Origin of the sequence: Serratia sp. PL17, assembly GCF_017832355.1 — a bacterium.
In the GTDB taxonomy this organism is placed as follows: Bacteria; Pseudomonadota; Gammaproteobacteria; order Enterobacterales; family Enterobacteriaceae; genus Serratia.
In genome coordinates this window covers 232009-258349 of sequence record NZ_JAFIBY010000003.1, presented here as the reverse complement: position 1 = coordinate 258349, position 26341 = coordinate 232009, and the positions used below count along the sequence as shown (strand labels likewise).

Annotated in this window: 26 protein-coding genes; 9 read left to right on the top strand and 17 right to left on the bottom strand. The window is 56.8% G+C overall.

Annotated features, from left to right (window positions below):
* Nucleotides 1-95: 95 nt before the first annotated feature.
* On the bottom strand, nt 96-2471 hold the full coding sequence (locus JOE25_RS12805; protein WP_209635761.1) for a glucose/quinate/shikimate family membrane-bound PQQ-dependent dehydrogenase: 2376 nt from the start codon (nt 2469-2471) through the stop codon (nt 96-98).
* 465 nt (nt 2472-2936) lie between these two features.
* Between JOE25_RS12805 and JOE25_RS12800 the strand changes: the two genes are divergently transcribed.
* Together JOE25_RS12800 and JOE25_RS12795 are read left to right on the top strand one after the other, a co-directional pair.
* Complete coding sequence (locus JOE25_RS12800; protein WP_209635759.1) at nt 2937-3926, top strand: aldo/keto reductase; 990 nt, start codon at nt 2937-2939, stop codon at nt 3924-3926.
* A gap of 335 nt (nt 3927-4261) precedes the next feature.
* Entirely contained in the window at nt 4262-4657 is a 396-nt protein-coding gene (locus tag JOE25_RS12795) for a cupin domain-containing protein (protein ID WP_209635757.1), read from the top strand.
* A 21-nt stretch (nt 4658-4678) separates the two neighbouring features.
* On the opposite strand, the gene JOE25_RS12790 is transcribed toward JOE25_RS12795, so the two are convergent.
* Together JOE25_RS12790 and gabD are read right to left on the bottom strand one after the other, a co-directional pair.
* Nucleotides 4679-5047, bottom strand: coding sequence for a glyoxalase superfamily protein (locus JOE25_RS12790; protein ID WP_209635755.1), 369 nt, complete (start codon nt 5045-5047; stop codon nt 4679-4681).
* Between the two features lie 70 nt (nt 5048-5117).
* Complete coding sequence (gene gabD, locus JOE25_RS12785) at nt 5118-6593, bottom strand: NADP-dependent succinate-semialdehyde dehydrogenase (RefSeq protein ID WP_209635752.1); 1476 nt, start codon at nt 6591-6593, stop codon at nt 5118-5120.
* 277 nt (nt 6594-6870) lie between these two features.
* Here gabD and JOE25_RS12780 point away from each other — a divergent pair, with 277 nt between their 5' ends.
* The gene (locus JOE25_RS12780; protein WP_209635750.1) at nt 6871-7089 is read left to right on the top strand and encodes a glycogen synthesis protein; all 219 of its coding nucleotides are present in this window, start codon (nt 6871-6873) and stop codon (nt 7087-7089) included.
* Nucleotides 7090-7123: 34 nt separating this feature from the next.
* Here the strand turns inward: JOE25_RS12780 and JOE25_RS12775 are convergent, their stop codons facing one another.
* Both JOE25_RS12775 and JOE25_RS12770 read right to left on the bottom strand, forming a co-directional pair.
* Nucleotides 7124-8038, bottom strand: coding sequence for a pyridoxamine 5'-phosphate oxidase family protein (locus JOE25_RS12775; protein WP_209635748.1), 915 nt, complete (start codon nt 8036-8038; stop codon nt 7124-7126).
* Nucleotides 8039-8041: 3 nt separating this feature from the next.
* The gene (locus JOE25_RS12770) at nt 8042-8659 is read right to left on the bottom strand and encodes a glutathione S-transferase (RefSeq protein WP_209635746.1); all 618 of its coding nucleotides are present in this window, start codon (nt 8657-8659) and stop codon (nt 8042-8044) included.
* A 98-nt stretch (nt 8660-8757) separates the two neighbouring features.
* On the opposite strand from JOE25_RS12770, the gene JOE25_RS12765 reads away from it, so the two are divergent.
* The 6 genes from JOE25_RS12765 to JOE25_RS12740 all read left to right on the top strand — a co-directional run bounded on the left by JOE25_RS12765 (nt 8758) and on the right by JOE25_RS12740 (nt 14727).
* Nucleotides 8758-9660: a LysR family transcriptional regulator gene (locus JOE25_RS12765; protein WP_209635744.1), complete on the top strand. Its 903-nt coding sequence runs from the start codon at nt 8758-8760 to the stop codon at nt 9658-9660.
* A 158-nt stretch (nt 9661-9818) separates the two neighbouring features.
* The gene (locus tag JOE25_RS12760) at nt 9819-10613 is read left to right on the top strand and encodes an alpha/beta hydrolase (RefSeq protein ID WP_209635742.1); all 795 of its coding nucleotides are present in this window, start codon (nt 9819-9821) and stop codon (nt 10611-10613) included.
* A 3-nt stretch (nt 10614-10616) separates the two neighbouring features.
* Entirely contained in the window at nt 10617-10991 is a 375-nt protein-coding gene (locus JOE25_RS12755) for a RidA family protein (protein WP_209635740.1), read from the top strand.
* Between the two features lie 116 nt (nt 10992-11107).
* Nucleotides 11108-12295 carry an amino acid aminotransferase gene (locus JOE25_RS12750; protein WP_209635738.1) on the top strand — a complete coding sequence of 396 codons (1188 nt, stop codon included), beginning with the start codon at nt 11108-11110 and terminating at the stop codon, nt 12293-12295.
* An 18-nt stretch (nt 12296-12313) separates the two neighbouring features.
* Entirely contained in the window at nt 12314-13714 is a 1401-nt protein-coding gene (locus tag JOE25_RS12745; protein WP_209635736.1) for an amino acid permease, read from the top strand.
* A gap of 95 nt (nt 13715-13809) precedes the next feature.
* A complete protein-coding gene (locus tag JOE25_RS12740; RefSeq protein ID WP_209635734.1) occupies nt 13810-14727 on the top strand; it encodes a DMT family transporter in 918 nt (305 codons plus the stop codon).
* Nucleotides 14728-14748: 21 nt separating this feature from the next.
* On the opposite strand, the gene JOE25_RS12735 is transcribed toward JOE25_RS12740, so the two are convergent.
* The 12 genes from JOE25_RS12735 to paaC all read right to left on the bottom strand — a co-directional run bounded on the left by JOE25_RS12735 (nt 14749) and on the right by paaC (nt 26336).
* On the bottom strand, nt 14749-16233 hold the full coding sequence (locus JOE25_RS12735) for a PLP-dependent aminotransferase family protein (protein WP_209635732.1): 1485 nt from the start codon (nt 16231-16233) through the stop codon (nt 14749-14751).
* A gap of 81 nt (nt 16234-16314) precedes the next feature.
* The gene (paaY, locus tag JOE25_RS12730) at nt 16315-16911 is read right to left on the bottom strand and encodes a phenylacetic acid degradation protein PaaY (protein WP_209635729.1); all 597 of its coding nucleotides are present in this window, start codon (nt 16909-16911) and stop codon (nt 16315-16317) included.
* A gap of 12 nt (nt 16912-16923) precedes the next feature.
* Complete coding sequence (paaX, locus tag JOE25_RS12725) at nt 16924-17862, bottom strand: phenylacetic acid degradation operon negative regulatory protein PaaX (protein WP_209635727.1); 939 nt, start codon at nt 17860-17862, stop codon at nt 16924-16926.
* A 78-nt stretch (nt 17863-17940) separates the two neighbouring features.
* Nucleotides 17941-19248, bottom strand: coding sequence for a phenylacetate--CoA ligase PaaK (paaK, locus tag JOE25_RS12720; RefSeq protein ID WP_209635725.1), 1308 nt, complete (start codon nt 19246-19248; stop codon nt 17941-17943).
* 15 nt (nt 19249-19263) lie between these two features.
* On the bottom strand, nt 19264-20469 hold the full coding sequence (gene pcaF, locus JOE25_RS12715; RefSeq protein ID WP_209635722.1) for a 3-oxoadipyl-CoA thiolase: 1206 nt from the start codon (nt 20467-20469) through the stop codon (nt 19264-19266).
* Nucleotides 20466-20906 carry a hydroxyphenylacetyl-CoA thioesterase PaaI gene (gene paaI / locus JOE25_RS12710; protein ID WP_209636129.1) on the bottom strand — a complete coding sequence of 147 codons (441 nt, stop codon included), beginning with the start codon at nt 20904-20906 and terminating at the stop codon, nt 20466-20468. Before paaI ends, pcaF begins: the two co-directional genes overlap by 4 nt.
* On the bottom strand, nt 20906-22423 hold the full coding sequence (locus JOE25_RS12705; protein ID WP_209635720.1) for a 3-hydroxyacyl-CoA dehydrogenase: 1518 nt from the start codon (nt 22421-22423) through the stop codon (nt 20906-20908). The genes paaI and JOE25_RS12705 overlap by 1 nt, the downstream gene beginning before the upstream one ends.
* Nucleotides 22424-22425: 2 nt before the next feature.
* Nucleotides 22426-23217, bottom strand: a complete 792-nt coding sequence (gene paaG / locus JOE25_RS12700; protein WP_209635718.1) for a 2-(1,2-epoxy-1,2-dihydrophenyl)acetyl-CoA isomerase PaaG — start codon at nt 23215-23217, stop codon at nt 22426-22428.
* 3 nt (nt 23218-23220) lie between these two features.
* Nucleotides 23221-23994: a 2,3-dehydroadipyl-CoA hydratase PaaF gene (paaF, locus tag JOE25_RS12695; protein ID WP_209635716.1), complete on the bottom strand. Its 774-nt coding sequence runs from the start codon at nt 23992-23994 to the stop codon at nt 23221-23223.
* A gap of 9 nt (nt 23995-24003) precedes the next feature.
* Nucleotides 24004-25062, bottom strand: coding sequence for a 1,2-phenylacetyl-CoA epoxidase subunit PaaE (gene paaE / locus JOE25_RS12690; protein ID WP_209635714.1), 1059 nt, complete (start codon nt 25060-25062; stop codon nt 24004-24006).
* An 8-nt stretch (nt 25063-25070) separates the two neighbouring features.
* The gene (gene paaD, locus JOE25_RS12685; protein ID WP_209635712.1) at nt 25071-25568 is read right to left on the bottom strand and encodes a 1,2-phenylacetyl-CoA epoxidase subunit PaaD; all 498 of its coding nucleotides are present in this window, start codon (nt 25566-25568) and stop codon (nt 25071-25073) included.
* Nucleotides 25569-25577: 9 nt separating this feature from the next.
* Entirely contained in the window at nt 25578-26336 is a 759-nt protein-coding gene (gene paaC / locus JOE25_RS12680) for a 1,2-phenylacetyl-CoA epoxidase subunit PaaC (RefSeq protein ID WP_209635710.1), read from the bottom strand.
* Nucleotides 26337-26341: the final 5 nt, after the last annotated feature.

The following is a 26341-nucleotide window of genomic DNA, read 5'->3' as shown; positions in this document are numbered from 1 at the left end:
CAGAGGGTTACGCCGGAAAGGAAATGCGTTGGGGGATGTTTACGGTGACGGAGCACGCCTGGCGGCGTGCTCCGTGATAGAACTACTGTCGACGATTATTTCGCATCAGGCAAGGCATAAGCGACGATATAGTCACCCAGCTTGGTGCCGAACGAGCCATGACCGCCTGCGGAAATGACCACGTATTGCTTACCATTAACCTCATACGTCATTGGCGTTGCCTGGCCACCGGCCGGCAACCGCGCTTCCCACAGTTTTTCACCGTTGGTCACGCTGAAAGCGCGCAGATAGTTGTCTGCTGTCGCGCCAATAAAGAACAGGTTACCCGCGGTAGAGACCGGGCCACCCAACATTGGCATACCCATCTTGAACGGCAGCGGCAGCGGGGAGCTGTCGCGCACGGTACCGATGCGCTTTTTCCACACGATGTCGTTGGTCTTCAGGTCTACAGCAGAAATATACCCCCAGGCTGGCTGTTTGCACGGCAGGCCAAACGGTGACAGGAACGGATTCAATGTGACGCCGAACGGCACGCCATACTGTGGTTGAACGCCTGCCTCAGTGCCGCTGCCGCCCTTGTCGCCGGCTGGCGGTTCAATGGGGTTGCCTGGGCCACGTGGGATCAGTTTTGACACAAATGGCAGTGCGATAGGGTTGGCAATCGCGACCTGACGATCGGTATCGACAGACAAACCGCCCCATTCGAACATGCCGAGGTTACCTGGGAATACCAACGTGCCTTGTTCTGAAGGCGGTGTGAAAGTGCCCTCATAACGCAGGCTGTGGAACATCACGCGGCAAACCAGTTGGTCGTAAATGGTCGCCCCCCACATGTCCGCGCCAGTCAGTTTTTTCTCAGGGCGGAAGGTCAGCTCAGAGAAAGGCTGAGTGGGTGACAAACGATCGCCCTTGGCCGGGCCTTGTGGCACTGGTTTTTCGGGGGCCGGTACCACCAGTTCACCGTTGGTGCGGTTCAGTACGAAGATATTACCGGTTTTGGTCGGTACGTAGATGACCGGCACCTTATTGCCGCTCTTGTCGGTAATATCCGCCAGCGTTGGCTGGGCCGGTACGTCCATATCCCACAGATCGTGGTGCACGGTTTGATAGAACCAGACCAGTTTGCCGGTTGAGGCATTCAGCGCCAGCAGGCCACTGGCATAGCGTTCCATCTCTGGTGTGCGGTTACCGCCCCAGATGTCCGGTGTTGCTACGCCCATTGGCAGGTAGACAATATCCAGCTTGGCATCATAAGCAGCAGGTGCCCATGAGTTAGGTGAGTTCGGGGTAAAGTGATGCTCGTCTGCTGGAATCGCGTTAGGGTCTTTGGCACCCGGATCAAATGCCCACAGCAGTTTGCCGCTGTTGACGTCAAATCCGCGGATCACGCCGGACGGCTCGCGGGTTGAATAGTTGTCGGTTACGGCACCGCTGACCACGATCACCTTGTCGGTGATCACGGGCGGAGACGTCGGCTCATAATGGCCTGGCGTCGCATACGGCATATTGCTTTGCAGGTTGAGCTCGCCGTTATTGGCGAAGTCGGCACAAGGCTTACCGGTTTCGGCATCCAGGGCAAACAGGCGCCCGTCGTTCACTGGCAGGAAAATGCGTCGTGTGCACATTGCCGGTGAAGCATCAGTTGCTGAACCTGCTGCTGCGGTGGTTTCATGATAAGAAACACCGCGACAGGTGATGTGCTGGAAGGTCGGGTTGAAGTTCAACTGAGGATCAAATTTCCACTTCTGCTTACCGGTGGCCGCATCCAGTGCAAACAACTTCTGGTGAGGTGTACACAGGTAGAGCGTATCGCGGATTTTAATCGGGGTGACTTCGTTGGTGATTTCCCCTGGATCGTTAGCGGTTTTCAGATCGCCGGTTTGGAAGGTCCAGGCTTCTTTGAGCTGGCCTACGTTTTTGTCGTTGATCTGGCTCAGAGGGGAATAACGCGTACCTTCCTGCGTCCGGCCATAGGCAGGCCAATCGGCGTCAGACGCCTGGGATTCTGCTTTCACCTGCGCAGGCTCAAGGGTGCCGTTGATCTCTTGCGGATCGTTAAATACGGCATAGGCCAGTACCGCGACGGTGAACACCAGCGCAATGCTCAGAGCGCTGTAGGCCAATTTGCCGTTCGCGATTAGCTTGTGATAGATAAACGGTAACACCAGCCACAGGCCGAAGAAGAAGGTGACGTCCAGGCGTGGCGTCAGCGCCCAGAAGTCCGGGCCGACCTCCCACAGTGCCCAAATTGTGGTGCCGAGTAAAAACACGGCATACAGCAGCAGTGCGGTGGCGCGGCGACGAGCCAGCAGCCAAGCGGTAACCAGCAAAACCAGGCCGGCGATGATGTAGTACAGTGAACCGCCGAGTTTGGCCAGCCAGATGCCGCCTCCCAGCAGATAGAGCCCACTCAACGCGGCAAACAGCGCCGTGATGATGATGAGCGGCGACAATGATGCTTTATTTTGCATAGTATTATCCTTACCAAAATGAAAAGTCCCCGATTTAGAGATTAAGCCATATCCAAAAAAACACGCGGTTTCTCCCTAAAAATCCGTCCCGTATGTTCGGCAACCTCTCTCATCACCAACGCCAATCGGCACTGACAGCAAAAATGGAGAGGACAGTTTTGGATGATTGAAGAAATTCTAAAATCGAGGTTAAAACCAAAACAAGACTGAATCAGGCACAGCGCTCGACAACGCCCTTAAACGGATGAGTCAGCACCGCCTGAAGCGCGGCTAGGTTACTCTAACTGTTACTCTTTAGTTACATACCTTGTGCTGTTTTTGCGATTATTTGTTGGTTTTATGAATGCAGCTCATAGGCTCAAGCACAGTTAACCCATAGTCATTTGCCGACCGTCCTCCTACAGTAATCACACTTTGTTTGCCGCGGCGTGAGCGGTGGCCAGCGTGACACTTTTGGAGGCAAAAATGCAAAAACGTAAACTGGGTAGCAGTGGTTTAGACGTCTCGGCGTTGGGTTTAGGCTGCATGGGGCTGAGTTTTGGCTATGGCCCGGCAACGGATAAACAGCAGGGGATCGCGTTGATTCGTGCGGCAGTGGATCAGGGCGTGACCTTTTTCGATACCGCTGAAGTGTATGGGCCCTTCACCAATGAGACACTGGTCGGCGAAGCGTTGGCTCCGGTGCGTGATCGCGTCGTGATCGCCACCAAATTTGGTTTTGAACTGCCCCAGCCGGATGGCAAACAGGTGCTCAATAGCCGGCCGGAGCATATCCGTCAGGCGGTGGAAGGGTCACTGAAACGTCTGAATATTGAAACGATCGATCTGCTTTACCAGCATCGGGTCGATCCCAACGTCCCGATTGAAGACGTTGCCGGTACTGTGAAGACCTTGATCCAGGAAGGGAAAGTGAAGCATTTTGGTTTGTCAGAGGCCGGGGCGCAAACCATTCGCCGTGCCCATGCCGTACAGCCGGTGACGGCATTGCAAAGTGAATATTCGCTGTGGTGGCGCGAGCCGGAGCAAGAAATCTTACCGACGCTGCACGAGTTGGGCATCGGTTTTGTGCCCTTTAGCCCGTTAGGGAAAGGTTTCCTGACCGGGGCGATTAATGAAAATACTGCCTTTGACAGCGCTGACTTCCGCAATATTGTGCCGCGTTTCAGCGCGGAGGCACGTAAAGCTAACCAGGTGCTGGTGGATGTCCTGGGGCAAATCGCGCAGCAAAAAGGGGTAACTTCAGCCCAAATTGCGTTGGCCTGGTTGCTGGCGCAACATCCGTGGATTGTTCCTATTCCAGGGACCACCAAGCAGCATCGCCTGCAAGAGAACCTGGGTGCAGTGGCGATAACGTTGAACGTGGATGAACTGCGCAGCATCGAGGGGGCACTTGCCGCCATTGAGGTGCAGGGCGCCCGTTATCCTGCACATTTGCAACAGAACGTCGGGCGTTGAAAGTGGCCCCCTGCCGCAGCTGTTTGCAGCGGGGAATTCAGGGTTGGCGCGTCTACCTGTAGGGCGAAGGCCGCAGTGTGCTGCCGACGGCTGAGGTTTCAAACCATAGGTCCTTGCGCATTTCATCCCGCTTTAGGCGTTATCCGGTGAAATGACGCGCAGCTTCTACAATTATTCTGTCCATGCCCGTCATGCTTCAAGCTGCAGGTGTGTTGGCTGCCTTTCTCACAGGGTAAGTTCATCGGGACTCACTCAGTTGCCGCCTTCCTGCCTGCAACCCGAATTATTTAGGGTATATGTTAGCGTCGGCAGCTTTTACCGAAATGGAGAAATACGTGAAAATTCAACGCAGCGGTTCCCAACCTTCTCGTCCAGGTCCAGAGGATTATTTCACCGGCAAAGTGCGCATTGACGCGCCATTTACCGGCAGCGCACCGGCCCGCATCGGCGGCGCGACCGTGACCTTTGAGCCAGGAGCACGTACCGCCTGGCACACGCATCCACTTGGACAAACGCTGATTGTTACCCAAGGGCGAGGCTGGATCCAGGTATGGGGCGACGAGATCCAGGAATTGAATCAGGGCGATATTGTTTGGATCTCGGAAGACGTCAAACACTGGCACGGCGCGACACCGGATACTGCCATGACCCATATTGCAATCGCTGAGTCACTTAACGGCAGCCCGGTTGACTGGATGGAAAAGGTCAGTGACGCACAGTATCAGAAGTGACGCCTGCGCGCAGAGAGGCCGTCAGCTGTTGCTTATCTGCTCACAAAAACGCAGGCGGTTGCCGAAGGGGTCTGTGATGTTTAACTCTTTCCCCCAATCAACCTTTTCAACCCCAGGTCTGGCATAGCGATACTGTTTGGCCGACAGTTCCCGGTGTAATGCGTCGATGTCATCCGTGGGGATAAACACCGCAGAACCCGGCGTGCTGTCACCGTGGTGTTCGCTGAGATGCAGGGTGAGGCCAGAGCGAGAGACTTGTGCGTACAGCGGCAGATCTTCGCTGAAGCGATGCTCCCAATCGAGCGTAAAGCCGAGAAAATTCAGATAAAACTCCTTGGCTTTTGCTACCGAGAAGATCCGAAGAATAGGGACGGCGGCGGAGAATTCCATTATTCATCTCTCTTAATTTGCAATGATGATACGCCCCGTATTATACGGGCCGTATCATCACATCAGGTGGTTAGCTGTCTAGCCCACCGAGGCACAGGTACTTAATCTCAAGATAGTCCTCGATGCCGTATTTTGACCCTTCACGCCCCAAGCCGGAGCTTTTGACCCCGCCGAAGGGGGCGACTTCGGTAGAAATCAGCCCTTCATTGATGCCGACGATACCGTATTCCAGAGCTTCTGCGACGCGCATCACTCGGCCAATATCACGGCTGTAGAAGTATGATGCCAGGCCAAATGGCGTATCGTTGGCCAACTCAATGGCCTCGGCTTCATGTTCAAAGCGGATCAATGGCGCTACCAGGCCAAAGGTCTCTTCATGGAAGATTTTGGCCTGACGAGGCACGTCGGTCAGGATGGTGGGCAAAAAGAAGTTTTTGCCCAAGGCATGCGGTTTTCCCCCCAACAAAACCGATGCGCCGTGCTGCACCGCGTCAGCGATATGTTCACTGACCTTTTCGACGGCAGCGGAGTTAATCAAGGGCCCGATGGTCACGCCATCGTCCATGCCGTTACCGACTTTTAGTTTTTCTACCGCGGTTTTCAGCTTTTCAGCAAAGGCGTCATAAATGCCGTCCTGTACCAGGAAACGGTTGGTGCACACGCAGGTCTGGCCGGCATTACGGTATTTAGAGGCCACGGCGCCGATGACAGCGGCATCCAGATCGGCATCGTCAAACACGATAAATGGCGCATTGCCACCCAGTTCCATACTGGTCTTTTTGATCGTAGGCGCACACTGTGCCAGCAACTGTGCGCCCACCTCAGTACTGCCGGTAAACGAAAGCTTGCGCACGTCTGGGTTGGCGGTCAGCTCTGCACCGATGGCCTGGCTTGGGCCGGTAATCACGTTGCAGACCCCCGCCGGTAACCCCGCGCGTTCGGCCAGTACCGCAATGGCCAGTGCCGAGAATGGCGTTTGGCTGGCAGGGCGGATCACGCCGGTGCAGCCTGCCGCCCAACCGGGACCGGCCTTGCGGGTGATCATGGCAGCAGGAAAGTTCCAGGGTGTAATGGCGGCGAAAACCCCAATCGGTTCTTTCTGCACGATAATGCGGCGGCCGGGCTGGGGTTGCGGGATGGTATCGCCGTAAACGCGTTTGCCTTCTTCGGCAAACCACTCAATAAAGGACGCCGCATAGGCAATCTCACCACGGCTTTCGGCCAGCGGTTTACCCTGTTCTGCGGTCATGATACGAGCCAGGTCGTCCTGATTTTCCATCATCAGTTCAAACAGGCGGCGCAGCTTACCGGCGCGTTCTTTGGCGGTCAGCGCACGCCAGGCTGGCTGGGCTTTCTTGGCGGCGGCAATCGCCCGTGCTGTTTCCCTGGCACCCAAAGCCGGTACCTGGCCGATCAATTCACCGGTTGCGGGATTGTGGATCTTGATACTCTGGTCATCTTTGACCGACAGCCATTGCCCATCGATATAGTTGGCTTCGCGGAACAGTGAGGCATCTTTGAGGGTGGCAGAGAAGTGATTGCTCATCGGTTATCTTCCTTTTTCAGAATTCAACACAGGGTGACCTATCCCAAACGGCTACCCTTTACCCTAGCAAACTTTCCCAACTTCATTTGCCCCATCCGTGGCAAGAAATCAATTTACTGCCTTGAGCACCTTCTGTACAAAAAACGCCCGCGTTCGAGACGATACTGACATTAGCAAGTCTATGACCCTTTTTGAAATGACCATACCCTGGGAATTTCACGCTGTAGTCACCAACGCGGCAACGTGAAAGGCGAAGGGGATAAAAGGAGTGTGCAGAATGATGACTTCAGTGAATCGGCACCTTGCAGTCCATAGCGGGAGTAATATGGATTTTTTGGCTTCAAGCATTGCATTGATGGAGTGGCAGGGACGGGAGATTGACGCCGAGAACGTGGCTGGCAATATGTCTGAGTCTCAAAGCCGTTTGTTCTTTGAACGTTTGAATTATTTCCGCCAGCTTTATCAGGCGGCTTCGACCTTAGAACACAGCGTCTAAACGACCTCAACCGACCCCGCCAGAGCGGGGTTTTTTATACCGGCCATACCCCGGTATTCAGGGTTGCCGGTGAATACTCCAGATTGCGGCCGCGCCACGGCAGAGCCTGAGAAAAGCGCCATGCACTGCGTATATCGAAACGCCAATAGCGTTCAGCGCCCACTACGCCGTGCCCAATTTCCGTTTGCCAGAGAATGTGGGTTTCCCCTTGCAGGTGCAAAATATCCCCATGCTCAAAATCGACAAACAACAATGCCGCACGCGGCTCTGCAAGCAGATTACCCAGCGTATTCATATACCGGTTGCCACGAAAATCGGGTATCCACAGGGTATTACCCGCCAAATAAATAAAACCCGGTTTACCACCGCGGTGGGAGATATCGACCCCACCTTGTGCCAGCGTGGTGTGGGCGCAACTGGCGACAAAACAGGTATCAGCCTGGCGGATTAACCTTTCAGCGGACGCGTCCAATGTCAGGAGCTGTTCAATCGACGTAGGTGAGCCGCTTACCGGATACAGCTCACGCCGTTGAATATACTGCGGGCAGTTACCAAAACTCTGTCTGACGTCGATCTCAATACGGTTCTTGTCGGTGCGTCCAATAATACCGTTGACGCGGTTACGACGCCGGTTGCTGAAGTCCAACCCCAACGCACCCACCGCTTTACCCGTTTCCAACGCAGCCTGCGCGGGATCGTCACTTCGCCGAGGGGCGCTGATGCGCAGGTGGCCGTTGTCCGGCGTGCGCAGGAAACCGGGCGGGCCGCAGAACAGTGTTGCCACTGGCCAATCTTGGTTGTCCAGTGTGGCGACGAACAGATAAGGCAGGGCAGCGAAAAACGCGCGATGCTGCTCTGGCATGCTGGGGTAAATGCCGCCACTCACCCGATCAAACCCGGCTAACGTCTGGGCGCGCAGCTCGTCGGGATGAAACACCGGTTGGCTCATCCGTTACCTCTTGCCGGGTTCCGGCAGCGTTGGCATGGCGAAGAAACCGGGCAGCGCAGCGATACGTGCCACCCAGCGTTGAATCGCGGGATAGGGGGTCAGAGCAATGCCGCCCTCCGGGGCCACCGCGACATAGCTGTAGCAGGCCAGATCGGCAATAGTGGCATTATCAGTTGCCAGAAACTCACGGTCGGTCAGATGCTGTTCCATCTGTGGCAGAAAACGGGCGGCGACCGCCAGTGCACTCTGATAATCCTCTGGCGCAGAGAATTGCGCGATCAAACGGCTTGACGCTGGCCCATAGCGTACTTCTCCGGCGGCTTTGGATAACCATTCTTGCACCTGAGCCGCCGCGAAGGGGGATTCCGGCAGCCAATGGCTGCCCGGGGCGTAACATTTGACCAGATACACCAGAATGGCATTACTGTCGGCCAGCACCTGGGCGCCATCTACCAGAACGGGGATCTGGCCAAAAGGGTTCAGGCGGCGAAACTGCTCGCTCTGACGCACCTCCGCCCCGGCCTCGATAAATTCATACGGCAGATCAAGCATCCGCAATAGCAGCGCCACACGGTGAACATGGCCGGAAAGCGGGGTACCGTAAAGTTTCAGTTTTTGCATGGTAAGGCTCCTCAACAATTATTATCAGCATACTCTTGCAGACAGCGAGCGAAATCCGGCAATGTGGAAATTGATAATTTCACTTTATGGAACAATCTATGGATCGGTTGGACGAACTGGCGATCTTTGTTGCGGTGATCCAGCAGGGTAGCCTCGCCGCTGCCGGGCGCAAGCTACGGCGTTCCGCACCGGCGATCACCCGGGCCATTGCCTCACTGGAGCAGCGCTTGGGTGCCCGGTTGGTTGAGCGCACCACCCGGCGGCTGGCACCAACCGAGGCGGGGTTACGCCTGATGGAACGCGCACAGGTATTGCTGCATGAATATCAGGCTGCCGTGTTGGACACGGCGGATACTCAGCTCACGGGCCTGTTGCGGATCACATCGCCGGTGCAGTTTGGGCGCAAGCATGTGGCACCGGTGGTGATGGCCTTTCTCGACCGCTATCCGCAGATGCAGATTGAGCTGGTGCTCAACGATCGCAATCTGGACTTGATCGATGAAGGGCTGGATGTGGCAATACGCATCGGGCATCTGCAAGATTCCTCACGGGTGGCGCGGCGGCTGGGGCAGGTCTCCAGGGTTACGGTCGCCAGCCCGGCTTATTTGGCACGGCGCGGGGAACCTCAAGAACCGGCGCAACTGGCGGATCATGACACCATCGTCGGTACCCAACGGGCGTCGCTGCGTGAATGGCGCTTTGGCCCACAGGAAAATGGCGAGCGGGTGCGCTTGACGCCGCGCTTGCTGCTTAACGAGGTTGAAACGCAGTTATTGGCGGTGCGCGCAGGCAAAGGCATCGCTCGGCTGTTGTCGTACCAGGTTGCGGACGATTTGGCGGCGGGTACGCTGGTGCGTCTATTGCCGGCCTATGAACCCTTGCCAATGCCGGTGCAATTGGTGGCTCAGAACGTACAGAGAATGCCGCTAAAGGTACGCACATTTTGGGATTATGCCTGGCAAGAACTCAGCCAATTAGCGCACATTCAACCGGTAGAATAATAAAGGCCACGACCCAATAAGTTTCACTGGTTAAACTTATTGGGCGGCCAAAAAGATTTATATTACCCGACCCGCATTGCTGTTGTTCCCTTCTTGACAATATTATTCCCGGTGCTAATAGTTAACGCATATCTTAAATAATAAACGAAGTTTAATATATGAAACTTGTTCCAGGGGATTACGATAACGGCGCTTCGGTGGACAATGAAGATGAGATCCTGACGTCGTTTCAAACACGAAGTCAGGACGTTTATCGCCAAGTACGTAGTGAGCGTAATATTGCCTACGGCAATTCTCCACGGGACGTTTTCGATTGGTTATATTCCGACAAGGCGCATAAAGGCACATTAATATTTATTCATGGCGGCTATTGGCAATTTTGTAATAAAGATGATTTTGCCTTTATTGCCGACGTGCCCCTGTCGTTGGGTTTTGATGTTGTGCTGCTGGAATATACACTGGCACCTTACGCCACGTTAGACGATATTTGCCGGCAAACGGGGGCCGCACTGAGTGCCGTTCAACAACGGCTGGGGCAGGATAATTCAGCGCCGGTTTATCTGTGTGGGCATTCTGCGGGCGGGCATCTGGCAAGCTTTTGGCAGCATCATGAGGTCGTCGATGTGGTGTTGCCCATCAGCGGTATTTTCGAACTGGCGCCTTTGTTAAACACTTATGTTAACCGGCAATTACAGCTGACCCCACAGCAAATTGCCCGGCTGAGCCCGGCGCGTCATATTCCTGAATGTATAAAGCCCATGACGTTATTTTATGGCGACGCAGAGTTGCCGGAACTGATTGGCCAGTCGCAGCACTATTACACGGCACTGCATGAAAAACACCTGCCCGTCAGCCTGGTTCCGGTTGCCGGTGCGAACCATTACAACGTGCTGGATTCGTTGTTCGCCAGGGATGGGGCACTGATCCGCCAGTTAATCACCACGGGGAAATAAACCATGCGCACTATCATCGACACGGGCCTGCCGGAGATTGGCCAACCTTTTTCCTGGGCGACCAAAGGTGGCGGCATGTTGTTCACCGCCCATGGCCCGGTGAGGTCCGACGGCACGATAGAAACAGGCGCGCCGGAAAAACAGATTACCCTGACATTCGATAATCTTGCACAGACGCTGAAGGCGGCAAATAGCCACAGCGACAATGTCTTGCAGGTTATTGTTTATCTCACCGATGTGAATGACGTTAAATTACTCGATGAAATCTATAAGAACTATTTTAATTACCCTTATCCCAATCGCTCAACGGTGATTGTAGATAAATTGGTGGTACCAGGAATGAAAATAGAAATAACGGTGAGTGCCGTCGACGAATAACCTATCGCAATAACATTTGACGGTGCTGTTCAGTGAGTCGCACCGTTAAATGCATGAGATATATTCTTGAGTAAGTTCACCTGAGAATTCATTAAATAATGAGTTAAGGAATCGCTATGTTTAATCACATTGGCCGCTCTGCGCCCGATCCTATTATGTCGTTGATGGAAGCTTATTTGCAGGACGAAAATACACAGAAAGTGAATTTGGGTATTGGCCTTTATTACGATCGGCAGGGCAAAATCCCGCTGATGCAGGCGGTTGAGGCGGCCGAACGGCGCTTACTCGACCAGCGCCGCCCACACGGTTATCCGCCGATCGAAGGCTCGGCGCTGTTTGCCCAGCAGGTTCAGGCATTGTTATTTGGTGAGCAGGCATCATCGTCAATCACCACGGTGCAGAGCGTTGGCGGTTCTGGCGCTCTGAAGCTGGCGGCGGATTTTATTCATCACTACCTGTCCCGCCACGATATTTGGGTGTCTGATCCAACCTGGGCGAACCATTGGGCTATTTTTGAAGGCGCTGGGCTGAAGGTACATACCTATCCGTACTTTGATGAGGTGAACGGCGGTCTGCGCTTTGACGCCATGCTGGACACGTTCAATAGCCTGCCAGAAGGCAGCGTGGTGCTTTTACACCCGTGTTGTCATAACCCAACCGGTACCGATCTTAGCCAGGCGCAGTGGCGTGCCACCCTTGAGGTGTTACAGCGTCGTCGCCTGTTGCCGTTTTTTGATATTGCCTATCAGGGCTTTGGTGACGGCCTGGAAGAAGACTGTTTTGCCTTGCGCGAAGCACTGAAAACCGATCTGGCATTCTTGGTTGCTAACTCGTTTTCAAAGAATGTCGCGTTATATGGCCAGCGACTGGGTGGGCTTTCAGTACGTTGTGCCAGCCCAGAGAGTGCGGCGAACGTTAAAGGCGCGCTGAAAACGCTGATCCGCCGCAGTTACTCGTGTCCCCCGATTCACGGTAGCCAGATTGTGGAAACGCTGCTGGCGGACGAAACCTTGCGGCAACAGTGGGAAGACGAACTGGCCGGCATGCGGCAGCGTATCAAACAGATGCGGCAAATCCTGTCTACGGGGCTGGAACAGGGCGGTTCGCAGTTGGACTACCGCCGTATCCGCGATCAGAAAGGCATGTTCAGCTACACCGGCCTGAACCCAGCGCAACTTGAGCGGTTACGGCAACACTATGCCATTTATCTGGTGGCGCCTGGTCGTATGTGCCTGCCTGGTTTAAATCAAAATAATGTCGACTACGTTACTGCCGCCATTCTGGATGTCACCCGTACTGCGTGAATAAGGTAGGACACTGCTATGAAACAGATGAAAGGTTTTGACGAAATAGCGCGGCGGCAGGGCGGTTTGCAGAAACAGCTCACCGCTGGGCAGATGTCGATGCTGGCGATAGGTGGCGCGATCGGTACCGGGCTGTTTCTCGGCAGTGCCTATGCCATCCAGATGGCGGGTCCCAGCGTATTGTTGAGCTATTTTATTGGCGGCGTTGTTGCGCTGCTGCTGATGGGGTGTTTGGCGGAAATGACCTCCGAACACCCGACACCGGGTTCATTCGGTGACTACGCCGAGTTTTACATCAGCCCACTGTTTGGTTTTCTGGTGCGTTATTCCTATTGGTCCTGCGTGGTGCTGGCGGTGGGGACGGAGGTCACCGCCATTGGCATGTATATGCAGTTCTGGTTCCCGACCACGCCAATCTGGCCTTGGGTGCTGTTGTTCTCAGCGGCGGTCATCGTCATTAACATTATTGGCGTCAAGTCATTCGGCCAGGTCGAGTATGCGCTGTCGACCATTAAGGTGGTCGCTATCGCGGCGTTTATCGCTATTGGTATCGGTATTTTGGTGTTCTCCGGCAACCCGTCTTTTGGCATCCAAAACTTTACCGCAAACGGCGGCTTCTTCCCGTTTGGCGTCAAGGGAATGTGGTTTGCGGTGATCGTGTCCATTTTCAGCTATCTGAGCATTGAGATGATCGCGGTGGCTGCCGGCGAAGCCAAAAACCCGGTGATCGCGGTGAAAACGGCGTTCAAAGGCACGATTTTGCGGCTGTTTATTTTTTATATGCTGTCGATTGCGCTGATGCTGGCAATTGTTCCCTGGCGGCAATCCGGTACCGGCGAAAGCCCGTTTCTGGTGGCGATGAACGTGATCCACTTGCCAGCCGCCGCCGGCATCTTCAATTTTATCGTGCTGGTGGCCGCGCTCTCGGCGATGAACAGCCAGCTGTATATCACCACGCGCATGATGTTCTCGTTGTCACGCGCCGGGCAAGCACCGGCCGCGCTCGGGCGAGTCAGTCAACGCGGTATACCGGTAAGCGCACTGGCGATGTCCTGTATCGGCATTGTGGTGTCGATCGTGCTGAGCCTGGTGTATCCGCAAAAATCGTTCGCCGCCATGATGTCCATTTCGGTATACGGTGCCTGCTTTACCTGGTTGATGATTTTCGTCACCCACCTGTTTTTCCGTCGTCAGCATCGCCACACTCACCTGAAATTCCGCATGTGGGGTTTTCCATACACCACGCTGGCCGGGGCAGGACTGATGACCGCGCTGTTGATTTCGACGGCATTCACCGAGTTTTTCAAGATGACCCTGTGGTTTGGCATCCCGTTTACCCTGCTGCTGGTGGCAGTCTATTACTTCTATAGTCGTCATCAGCCGGTGCCCGCTGCGATGGAAACACCGAGTGTGGAATAAACTGGCTCAGTAAAAAATGTGATTATGTGGCTCTGTAAATAAACCACTTTAACCGGAGAATAAAGGGTCTTTCGGGATTGTGGAGTCGTATTGCAATGCGCAGTGAAACAGAAAGAAATAGCGTTATCGTCCGGGTTAGCGATGCGGAAGCACGCCGCTCGGCCCAGGGGTGGACCAGCGGCTTTTTGGGGATGTTGATTTTTAGCGGTTCTTTGCCCGCGACGCGACTGGCGGTGCTGGAGTTTGATCCGCTGTTCCTGACCGCGATGCGGGCGGTGCTTGCCGCTTTGCTGGCCATCGCTGCACTGGGCGTTATGCGCCAACGCCGGCCGCAGCGTCATGACATCATGCCGCTGGTGATGGTGGCGGTTGGGGTGGTCATTGGCTTTCCTTTGCTCACGGCGTTAGCTTTACAGCACACCACGTCGGCTCATGCCTTGGTGTACATCGGGCTGCTGCCGTTGGCAACCGCGTGTTTCGGCGTGCTGCGGGGTGGGGAACGACCGAAGGCCGCGTTCTGGCTGTTTTCGATGTTGGGCGGCATGCTAGTTGCCGCTTTCGCGCTGAGCCAGGGGAGCGGCGGTTCCTGGATCGGTGATGTGTTTATGGTGGCTGCGGTTCTGCTCTGCGGGCTGGGTTATGCAGAAGGCGCGGTACTGACGCGCAAACTCGGTGGGTGGCAGGTGATCTCCTGGGCGCTGGTGGTGGCGTTACCGCTAACGGCAGCGGTTGCCATGGGGTCTGCCCCTGCGGTATGGCCGCAGGTCAGTCTTGGTGCCTGGCTTTCTCTGGGCTACATTTCGCTGTTCAGCATGTGGATAGGTTTTATTTTTTGGTATCGTGGTTTGGCGCTGGGCGGCATCGCCGCCGTTGGGCAACTGCAACTGCTGCAACCGTTTCTCGGCCTGGCGCTTGCCGGACTGATACTGCATGAAACTGTCCAGCCATCCATGATTGCGGTAATGGTTGGGGTGTTGGTTTGCGTGTACGGCGCGAAGCGTTTCTCGCGATAATCTGCGAGGGCAGGTTTCGGCTTACCCTGGGTGGGCTAACGACACCAGTACCTGATTGAGCGTTTGGGCGGCACGGTGGATCTGTGCTTCATCGTAGCCGCCCAACCCGAGTATTAACCCGCTTTTCCCGCTGCCGCTGGCATACATGGGTGAGAGTGCGCTTACCGCCACACCTGCTTCGGCTGCCTGGCGCACAACCTGCAGATCGTCCAACCCGGCCTTTAACCATAGCAGCATATGCATGCCTTGATCGCTGGGGTGCAAGGCCGCCAGTTCGGGAGAAATATGGGCGTTAATGGCGCCGGTGAGCACACGCCGTTTTTCCGCATACACGCCACGCATCCTGCGTATATGGCGATCCAGATGCCCTTGTGCCATAAAACTGGCCAGTACGTGTTGGTCGGCGCTGGGCGGGTGGCGATCCATCAACACGCGGGCACCACAGAAGGCATCGACTAACGGTGTGGGCACGATGGCATAACCCAGCCGCAACGACGGAAACAGGATCTTGCTGAAGGTCCCCAGGTAGATCACTCTGGATGGATCCACCCCCTGTAATGAAGGGAAAGGATGACCGGAATAGCGCATTTCGCTGTCGTAGTCATCTTCAACAATCCAGGCGCGGCTTTCCTTGGCCCATGCCAACAGCTCGAGTCGGCGGGTCATACTCATCGGCATGCATAACGGGTATTGATGAGAGGGGGTGACAAAGGCGGCTCTGGCCCGTGGCGCGATCTTTTTACCCGCCGCGATGTCTATGCCTTCCTCATCTACCGGGACCCTGGCCATGATTCGATCCCTGAATACGCTGTTAAAGATGGCAGTAATACCGTGATAGGCGGGGTTTTCCACCCAGGCCGTGTCACCGGCATCCAGCAAAATTTGCGTGGCGAGATAGAGACCCTGTTGAGTACCGGCGGTGATAATGACCTGTTCGGGTGTACAGAGCACCGAGCGGGATTTACGGACGTATTCACAGACGGCCTTGCGCAATGCCAATGCGCCGAGCGGTTCACCATAACCGGCGGGGGCACCGGGTCCCCGTGCGCGAATTCGGTTACCGAGCCGGCGCCAGACATCGTCGGGCGCGGTATCGTTGATCGGTACGGACACGGTGAAGGGCACTGGCGGCAGCGGCCGCAACTGGGCTGCAAAGCTTGCCAGCGCCTGTGCCTGACTGGAAAGCGGCATGTCGCAGGCTTCGGGATGCGGAGCGGGAACAGGGGGCTGGCGTGTGAGTGACAGGGCTACGCGGGTACCCGAACCGGGTTGCGCCTCCAGGAAGCCCTCTGCGGTCAGTTGTTCGAAGGCCGCCAGTACGGTGCCTCTGGCAAGCTGCAATGCGCTTGCCAGCACGCGGGTGGAGGGCAACAGATCGCCCGCTTTCAGTTCGCCCTTATTGATGGCAGCCCGTAACGCTCGGGCAAGCTGCAGGCTGAGTTGCCCTGCGTGGCGGTCAAGCTCGCCGATCGCAGGAACGTCAACCGTTTTGGCCGTTCTGGGCATCTATTCCGGTCCAGGTAAATGGGGTAAGTAAGAGCATTACTTTAAACCACTTTGTCCCTCAATAGCCTGTTGGGGCAGCAATTAAAGCTGACTTTTCGGAATCAGGTGGTCGCCAAAGCACAGGCGCTGTCGGTCAGGTTCAATGGCGGTTAGCGGCGCGACCTCATGCAGTGAAGACTTACAGCGCGATACCAGATCGTGGTATTCGCGTGTGCCAGCCACTTTCCACGCCAGCTCCTGTTCGGTTAAATCGCGCAAGACTCGCGCCGGGCTGCCGACCAGCAATTTATTGGCGTCGATCACTGCGGCCGCCTTGACGAATGCCATCGCCCCCACGATGGTATTCTCACCGATCTCTGCGCCGTCCATGATCACGGCGTTCATGCCGACCATGGCGTTGCGCCGGATGCGGCAGCCGTGCAGGATCGCGCCATGGCCAATATGACCATCTTGCTCCACAACGGTGTCTTGCTGCGGGAAACCGTGCATGACGCAGTTGTCTTGAATATTGGCACCGTCGCAGATAACCAATCGGCCAAAGTCACCGCGCAGGCTGGCGTTTGGGCCGATATAAACGTGTTTGCCGACGATCACATCGCCAATCAACACCGCCGTCGGGTGTACATAGCTGCTGGGGTCTACGACTGGGGTTAGGCCGTCAATCTGATACACGGGCATAGCTAATGCTCCCTATAGTGAAGGATCTCGTGGCAGGCCGCCAAAGCGTCGGTAATAGCCTGCTGCCGGGGCGGGCAGGGCACCGATAGTGGTTTCTGCCAGCGTGCTGACATACTCGGTAGCGGCACGATCCACGCGTTGATAAATATTGATGCACAGATTACGGGCGATTTGCCCCTCCCACTGCGTGGGCAGCAAGGCATCCGGCAGTAAAGGATCTTTTAGCACCACGCGCCGGAAGAAGTGGATCAATAATAGCTTAATCTGGAAACAGCGCTGGGGTGTCAGCAGCACGTCATCGGTTTCGCGCAGCAGCGCCATAAGCGGGCGGAAAGAAACGATAAATTCGTGATAATCGGCAGCAACATCCGCCAGCGCCCAGCAGCTCGCCACGATCTGTTGCAAGGTTTGTTCTGAGCGATTATAGGGATAGTCTGCACGGAAATAGATCACCTGTTCGCTGGCGTTAAGTTCGCCGAGCAGCGCCGTCACGTCGGTTTGCACGTGCGTCGGGGCGGCCATCAGGTTATTGGCTATTTGACCGAACCCCAACCAGCCCAGCTCTTTTTTTAGCCGTGCGCGATCGTTCTTTTCTGCCCCTTCCAGCAACAGCAAATCCCATTTGCCATCCCAGGCGGGTGGTTCGCTGAGATAGATTTTCGACTCGGCGTGGCGGAATTGGCGCATGCCCTGTTCAGTCACCCGATAAAAGCTGCGGCGGCCGATTTTTTCGACGTCCAGCCAGCCCTCTTTTTGCAGGCGAAATACCGAAGTGCGCACAAAGCGATCGCCGAAGCCCAACGCTTCCAGCAACGCGCTCAGGCTACCGAGCCACACCTCGCCACCGCGATGGCTGAGCGCATCGCCGTATAAGGAGATAATCAGTGAGGTGCCGCTGATCGGCTGAGCGTCTATGGCATGGCGGATAAACTCATCCAGTTTATGTTCCATATTTTTCCATGGGTTAGCCGTCGATGAAGCATAACATTACCACAATTCATTAAGGCGTCATCCGTGACGCCCGTTGAATCAGCGCGGTCTTAAGTCAATCACGCGCTGGGCCTTGCCTTCCGAACGCGGAATGTCGCCACAGTTGGCGATGCTGACGTCGGTGCTGACGCCGATAATCGACTTGATATGGTGGCGTAACTGGTGACAGATCTCACAGCGTTGCTGGTGGCTGAGGCTGAGCGCCGCTTCTTTCAATTCAACGCGCACCGCCAGCGTATCCAGGTGCCCGCTGCGGCTGACTTGCAGTTGATAATGCGGTGACAGCTGTTCGAACTGCATAATTTGTTCTTCAACCTGCGACGGGAAGACATTGACGCCGCGGATGATCAGCATGTCGTCGGAGCGACCGGTAATTTTCCCCATTCGGCGCATTTGGCGTGCGTCGCCCGGCAGCAGGCGGGTGAGATCGCGGGTGCGATAGCGAATCACCGGCAGCGCCTCTTTGGTCAGGGTGGTGAACACCAGTTCACCGTGCTGTCCGTCTGGCAGGGCGATGCCGGTCTCCGGGCAGATGATCTCCGGCAGGAAGTGGTCTTCCCAGATCGTTGGGCCACCGCCGCTTTCTGCGCACTCCATGGCGACCCCAGGGCCCATCACTTCGGACAAACCATAAATATCCAGTGCCTTGATGCCCATGCGGCTTTCGATCTCGTGCCGCAGCGCTTCGGTCCAGGGTTCGGCACCGAAGACCCCAAGACGCAGTGAACAGCCGCGAGCGTCGCCACCCATTTTGCGCTCCAGCTCGTCGATCAATGTCAAACAGTAGGAAGGCGTCACCATGATCACGTCGGGTTTGAAATCCAGGATTAACTGGGCCTGTCGTTCCGTTTGCCCACCGGACATCGGGATCACCGTTGCCCCAAGCCGCTCCGCACCGTAATGCGCCCCCAGTCCGCCGGTAAACAACCCATAGCCGTAGGCCACATGCACCTTGTCTTTGGCGGTGGCACCGGCGGCTCGTAGGCTGCGCGCAACAATATCCGCCCAATTATCGATGTCCCGCTGGGTGTAGCCGACGACGGTTGGCCGCCCCGTGGTCCCTGACGAGGCATGAATACGGACCACTTGCTCCATCGGCACGGCGAAGGTGTCGAAGGGATAGTTGTCACGCAGGTCTTGCTTGGTGGTGTAGGGGAAGCGGGTCAGGTCGCTCAGCTGTTTGAGATCGTCGGGGTGGACACCCGCCTGATCGAACTTGCGTTTATACATCGGCACATTGTTGTAAGCGTGGTGAAGCGTCCATTTCAGACGTTCCAATTGCAACGCTTCAATCTCATCGCGCGAGGCGAACTCAATGGCATCGAGTGGCTGTGGATTAGTTGTCATAGTTAGCCTCGGGGATCAAACTCGCTCAATAATCATGGCGATGCCTTGGCCGACGCCGATGCACATGGTGCACAGTGCGTAGCGACCGGAACGCCGTTCCAGTTCAAACAGGGCGGCCAGCGCCAAACGCGCACCGCTCATACCCAGCGGGTGGCCCAGGGCGATCGCACCGCCGTTGGGGTTTACCTGTGGTGCGTCGTCAGGCAGGCCAAGCTGGCGCAGCACGGCCAGCGCCTGGGCGGCAAACGCCTCATTGAGTTCAATCACGTCCATTTGCGCCAGACTCAGTCCGGCTATCTCCAGCACCTTGCGGGTCGCGGGCAGCGGTCCCATGCCCATCAGGCGGGGTTCGACACCGCAGGTGGCGGTGGCGACGATACGCGCCCGCGGCGTTAAACCCTGGCTTAGGGCCATTTTCTCAGAGGAGACGATCAGCGCAGCTGCCCCGTCATTCAAGCCGGATGCGTTGCCAGCGGTTACCGTGCCGGGTTGGCGGAACGGGGTTTTCAGCGCCTGCAATTGCGCCAACTGAGTGTCTGCGCGTGGATGTTCGTCCCGGCTGAACAGCGTGACGACGCCTTTTTTGCCGCTGAGGCTGACCGGCTCAATTTCCTGCGCCAGCCATCCGCGCTCTTGTGCCTGAGCAGTACGTTGCTGGCTACGCAGCGCGAAAGCATCTTGATCGGCACGGCTGATGTTGAACTGTGCCGCCACGTTTTCGGCTGTTTCTGGCATCGAGTCGGTGCCGAACTGTGCCTGCATCAGCGGATTAATAAAACGCCAGCCCAGGGTGGTGTCATACAGTTGTGCCTGGCGGCTGAAGGCACTGTCGGCCTTGCCCATCACCAGCGGTGCCCGCGTCATCGATTCCGCACCGCCAGCCAATACCAGCTCAGCGTCACCGGCTTTGATGCTGCGCGCCGCCATTGCCAGGGCGTCCAACCCTGAGCCACACAAACGGTTGACGGTGGTACCGGACACATTGACCGGCAGACCGGCCAGTAGCGCCGCCATGCGTGCCAGATTGCGGTTATCTTCCCCGGCCTGATTGGCACAACCCAGGATCACGTCATCAACCAACGACCAGTCCACCTGGGGATGGCGGGCCAGCAGAGTACGCAACGGCAGCGCGGCTAAATCATCAGCACGCACGTTGGCGAGTGCACCACCGTAACGGCCTATTGGCGTGCGGACGCCGTCGCAGATAAACGCCTGTTTCATGGTTGTTCCCCTAAAATGTGGTGGCCCAGGCGATGTGCACGGCCGCGGAACCAAGCGACGGTTTTGCCCAGTTGGTTGACGATTTCCACGTCATATAACCCCGTTGTTTTGCCCTGATGGCGTACTTCGGCGCTGGCGGTCAGGCGATCGCCTGCCAGCGCAGGGCGGATGAAATCGATGCTGCAGCCGGATGCGACAGCGGCTAACCCTTGGCTGTTGCAGGCGTAAGCGAAGGCGGTATCCGCCAGGCTAAACAGTTGACCGCCATGGCACGTCTGGTGCCCATTGAGCATCTGCGGGCCGACGGTCATGCTGACGCGGGCGAAACCGGCATCTACGGCATCCACACGCATGCCCATTGCCTGCGCGCAGGTATCTTGTTGAAACATCTGTTCGGCGCAGCGTTGCGCCAGCGCATGGGGCGTATTGGCGTTCATCATTGGGCTCCTGAAGAGAGGGATGCGTAGTGGCGCAGCAGCGGCATGGGACGGTAGCGAGGTTCACCGTAATAGTGTTGCAGGTTTTCCAGCGTGGTCAGGATCTGTTGCCAACCCAGAGCGGCTGCCCATTCCAGCGGGCCACGAGGGTAATTGACCCCGCAGCACATGGCGCGATCGGTATCGGCAGCACTGGCAACGCCCTTGTTCACCACGTCGAGTGCTTCATTCGCCAGCATGGCGAGGGTGCGCATGACCAACAGGCCGGGATAGTCCGGTAACTGAATCACTTTTTTGCCAAGGGATTGCAGCAGGCGCACTACCGTGGCGTTGTGCCGGGCGTCGTTTTGCGCCGCGCAGCTTATGGCGACGGTGGACGCCTGCGAATAGTGGGCGGACAGATCAAACAGCACCACGGGGGGCCCGGTTTCCTCGGCGATTTGGCTAGCTGTTTTACCATTTGTTAACATAAATGTAACTTCATCTATCCGGGCAAATGCGCTGGTCTGGCCAGGTTGTTTGATCGTGACCGCATTTTCCGTCAGCAAAGTGGCCAACAGAGTCATGCCCGCAGGATCGCCGTGCAGCGTGATACTGCGTGGTAACGCGGCGGTCGAGGCGGGTAAGCAGGTGGCAGCCGGTTGAGGATGATCGCCATAACGGTAAAACCCCTGGCCGCTTTTCCGCCCCAGGCGGCCGGCGGCGACCAGTTCTTGCTGTACCAGAGAGGGTGTAAAACGGGGATCCTGGAAGAAGGCGTGAAATACGGACTCGGTCACGGCGTAGTTGACGTCCTGACCAATCATATCGGTCAATTGCAGTGGCCCCATGGCGAAGCCACCCGCGTCACGCATCACGGCATCGAGCGTCGTGGCATCGGCGACCTGTTCTTCCAACGCGCGGAGGGTTTCGGCATAAAAAGGCCGTGCTACGCGGTTCACAATAAAACCGGGTGTGGAACGGCACAGGACGCTTTGTTTACCCCATTGTTGGGTGAGCGCTTGCAGCGTCGCCACGGTTTCGGCGCTGGTGTCCAGGCCGCTGACGATCTCGACCAGCTTCATCAGCGGTGCTGGGTTGAAGAAGTGCAAACCAGCCAGGCGTTGTGGGTGCTGTAAGGCTCCCGCAATGGCGGTGATGGACAATGATGACGTGTTGCTGGCAAACAGAGTGGCAGGGGAGCACAGGGCCTCCAGCTCGCGGAACAGGCTCTGTTTGATCGGCAGTTTTTCTGCTACCGCTTCAATCACCAGTTCGCTGTCGGCCAGTTGACTCAATGCATCTACCGGATGAATGCGTGCCAGCAACGCTTCGGTGCTGGCAGCATCAGCCTTACCAGACGCAACCCGTAGGCGCAGCCGCTGCCCGAGCGCGTCGAGTGCCCGTTGGGCGGCGGTGGCGGCGATATCAAATAGCAGTACCTGATGCCCGGCGCGAGCCGCCACTTGGGCGATACCTATCCCCATGGTTCCGGCACCGATCACCGCGACCCTTGCGTTGACGTTCGGCAGGTTCATGATCATTTCCCGCTGAAAGAAGGAGGGCGTTTGGCGAAGAAGGCACTGACCCCTTCACGGTAGTCGTCGCTGCGGCCGCCGAGGCGCTGTAGATCGCGTTCCAAATCAAGCTGCTGATCGAGGGTGTTGTTCGCCGAACTGTAGAGGGCTTTTTTAATCAGCCCCAGCCCATAGGTTGGTTGAGTGGCCAGGTGCTGTGCCAATGTTTGGCTGGTTGACGCCAATTCATCCGCAGCCACAACTTGCCAGATCATGCCCCAGGCCAGCGTCTGTTGTGCGCTGATTTTGTCACCCAGCATGGCCATGCCCATGGCGCGGGCGTGGCCTGCCAAGCGTGGCAGGAACCAGCTGCCGCCGGAATCCGGTACCAGGCCCAAACGACAGAAGGACTGAATAAAGTTGGCGTTATCGGCGGCAATCACGATATCGCAGGCGAGCGCCAGAGCAGCACCAGCGCCTGCCGCTACGCCATTGACGGCGCATACCACCGGTTTTGGCAAGGTGGTCAGGCGGCGGATCAGCGGGTTATAGAAACGTTCCACTGACAGACCGAGGTCGGGTGCCTGTTGCTCAACGCTGACATTGCGATCATTGAGATCTTGTCCGGCGCAAAAACCACGCCCGGCTCCGGTGATCAGCAGGCAGCGTACCTTGTCGTCCCTTTCCGCGAGAGTGAGCGCTTCACTTAACTGGCGGTGCATCTCATCGTTAAAGCTGTTGAGCCGGTCCGGACGGTTGAGGGTCAGGGTCAGCACCCCGGCTTCGAGGTGGGTGAGAATCAATGCATTATCCATAAATCAGCGCCCCTGATAGTTTGGCGTACGTTTTTCGAAGAAGGCGGCGATGCCTTCACGGCGATCGTCGGTGGCCGCCAGAGTGACGAATTGCTGACGTTCAATGGCCAGCCCCTGGCTAAGGCCGGTTTCTTCAGCCTGTTTCAGAGCCTGTTTGGCGGCACGGAGTGCCAGCGGTGCTTGTAGGCTGATGCGTTCGGCTATCTGCTGTGTGCGTTCCAGCGTGAGTGCATCTACGCATACCTCACTGACCAATCCGGCTTGCAATGCACTTGCGGCGGTAATGGCTTCTCCTGTCAGCACCATTTGGCTGGCTCGAGACTTACCGACGCAGCGGATTAATCGCTGTGTGCCACCGGCACCCGGCATCAAGCCGAGGGTAATTTCCGGTAGGCCAAAGCGGGCGCTTTCACCGCAGATAACGATGTCGCAGGCCAGGGCCAGTTCGCAGCCTGCACCCAGCGCATAACCGTTCACTGCCGCTAGCAGGGGTTTGCTAAATTGTGCCAGCCGTTGCCACAGCGACGGGCGACGATCTGTCAGCGCTGCGGGCAGATCTTGTTGCTGCAGCTCATGCAGATCGGCACCGGCTGCAAAGAAACGGGCGGCACCGGTAATGACCACGGCGCCAACGCCGGTGTCGGCGTCGGCGTGTTCCAGCAAATAAACCAGCTGTTCCAGGCACGGGGTGTTCAGGGCGTTGCGGGCCTCTGGGCGGTGGAGCGTCAGTGTCACCACGCGCTGGTGTTGCTGTCGCAGGATCAAAGGGGTTTCCATTGGTGGCTCCTATACGTCAAAGTCCAAGACCACACCGTCGCCGCGAGGCCACGACTGGCAGCTCAATACGTAACCTGCCGCCAACTGATCCGGCTCCAGGCTGTAGTTGACGGCCATATCCACCTGGCCGGCCTTTAAACGGCATTTGCAGGTGGCGCATACCCCACCTTTGCACGCATAGGGCAGATCGGCGCCTTGACGCAGCGCTGCATCAAGAATGCTGTCGTCCTGTGCGCCAACCTCGATATTCACGCGACGACCATCAAGCAAGATTTCCACTTGGGTGGCGTTACGATTGCCATCATTGACCGGCCGAACGGCAATGCCGCTGGTGTTAAAACGTTCACTATGAATGTGCCCAGTGGGCACGCCGGCCTGTTCCAGCACGCTTTGGGCATCGTCCATCATGGCTTCAGGCCCGCAGATAAAGGCGTGGTCATAGTCAGGGTAATCCAGCAGGGTCTTGCCGATAGCCAGCAGGTGCTCGCGGTCAATACGACCACTCAGCAAAGGGCTGTCCAGGTTTTCCTGGCTGAACATATAGAGTGGCTGAAAGCGCTGCGGGTAGCGGTTTTTCAGATCGGACAGTGCTTCTTTGAACATCATCGAACGGCTGCTGCGATTGCCGTAAATTAACGTGAAGCTGCTGCGTGGTTCGAGTTGTAGCGTGGCTTTGATGATCGACAGCATTGGCGTAATACCGGAACCGGCGGCAATGGCCAGATAGTTACCGCTATTTTCTGCCTGTGGCTGATAGCCGAAACGCCCTTGTGGCACCATGACCTCCAGCGCGTCACCGACCTTCAGCATGCGGTTAACGAACGAGGAGAATCGCCCCTGGTGAATGGCTTTAACGCCAATCTGCAACAGCCCCTCCTGCGGCGAACTGCATATGGAATAGCAGCGACGTAACTCTTCACCGTCAATCTGCGCCTTGAGCGTCAGATGTTGACCCGGCGTGTAGCGATAGTGACCTTTGAGTTCTTCGGGCACCCGCAGTGTGATGGCTACGGCGTCCGGCGTTTCGCGCTCGATGGCGGCGACGTTCAGGCGATGGAAGACCGTCATGGCGTTTCCTAAATACATTTGAAGTAATCGAAGGGTTCACGGCAATCGCAGCAGCGGTACAACGCCTTGCAAGCAGTGGAACCAAATTCGCTGATTTTCTCGCTGTGAGTGCTGCCACAACGCGGGCAAGGTACCGGGCCGTGCAACTGCGGTTTGTCACAGGTTTGCCCCTGTGGCGGCGCAACGCCATATTCGCGCAGCCGTGCGCGTGCAGCGGCGTTCATCCAGTCGGTGGTCCAGGCTGGGCTGAGTTGGATCGTCACTTTCACTGGGCTGAATCCTGCCTCTGCAAGGCGCTGTTCTATTGCCTCAAGCAGGAACTCGGTGGCGGGGCAACCGGAGTAGGTCGGCGTAAAGGTAATGCGCCAGCCGGTACCTTCAGCCTCAACGTCGCGCACCATGCCCAGATCGGTAATCGACAGCACCGGCAATTCCGGATCGCTGATCTGTTGCAGGCAGTGCCAAATTTGCGGGATCTCAGGGGCCTGTAGCCGGGTTATGTTCATAACGGCCTCCTACCAGTTCGCGTTCGGATAGGCGCGTTGCAGAAATTGCATCTCTGCCAGCAGTGGACCGAGGTGCTCGCTATGCTGCCCTTGTTTGCCGCCATGGCGGAACGCCTGCTCTGCGGGCAACGTCAGGGTGGCTTCTTGTAACGTGTCATTGACTAGCGCGAGCCACGGTGCTTCAAGCTGACGTGGATCGGCGGCGATACCCTGTTCTGCTAATTGCTGCTCCAGGTCATCGGCGTGGAACAGTTCGGCGGTAAATCGCCACAGGTTGTCCAGCGACTGCTGGATTTTTTGATGGCTGAGTGGGCTACCGTCACCCAGGCGGATCATCCAGCCGCGGCTGAAACGTAGGTGGTAATGCGCTTCTTTTAGCGACTTGGCGGCGATAGCGGCTATTTGAGCATCGCGGCTGTTGCTCAGGGCCTGATGCAGTTGTACGTGATAGGCATCGATCAGGAACTGGCGTACCAGAGTGTCGTTGAAACCGCCGTTGGGTTGCTCTGCCAGCAGCAGGTTGTGAAACTCGCGTTCGTCACGACCGAAAGCCAAACGGTCTTCGTTGTATTGCGGCCCCGCCAGCTCGGCGGCATAGCCGAGAAAGTTGCGCGCCTGGCCAAGCAGGTCCAGGCCAATGTTCGCCAGCGCCAGGTCGATTTCCAGCTCCGGTGCGTGTCCACACCAGGCGCACAACCGTTGGGCGAGGATCAGTGGCGTGTCGCCCTGACGCAGGATATAAGTGATTCGCGGATCGTTAAGGGTCATAACCG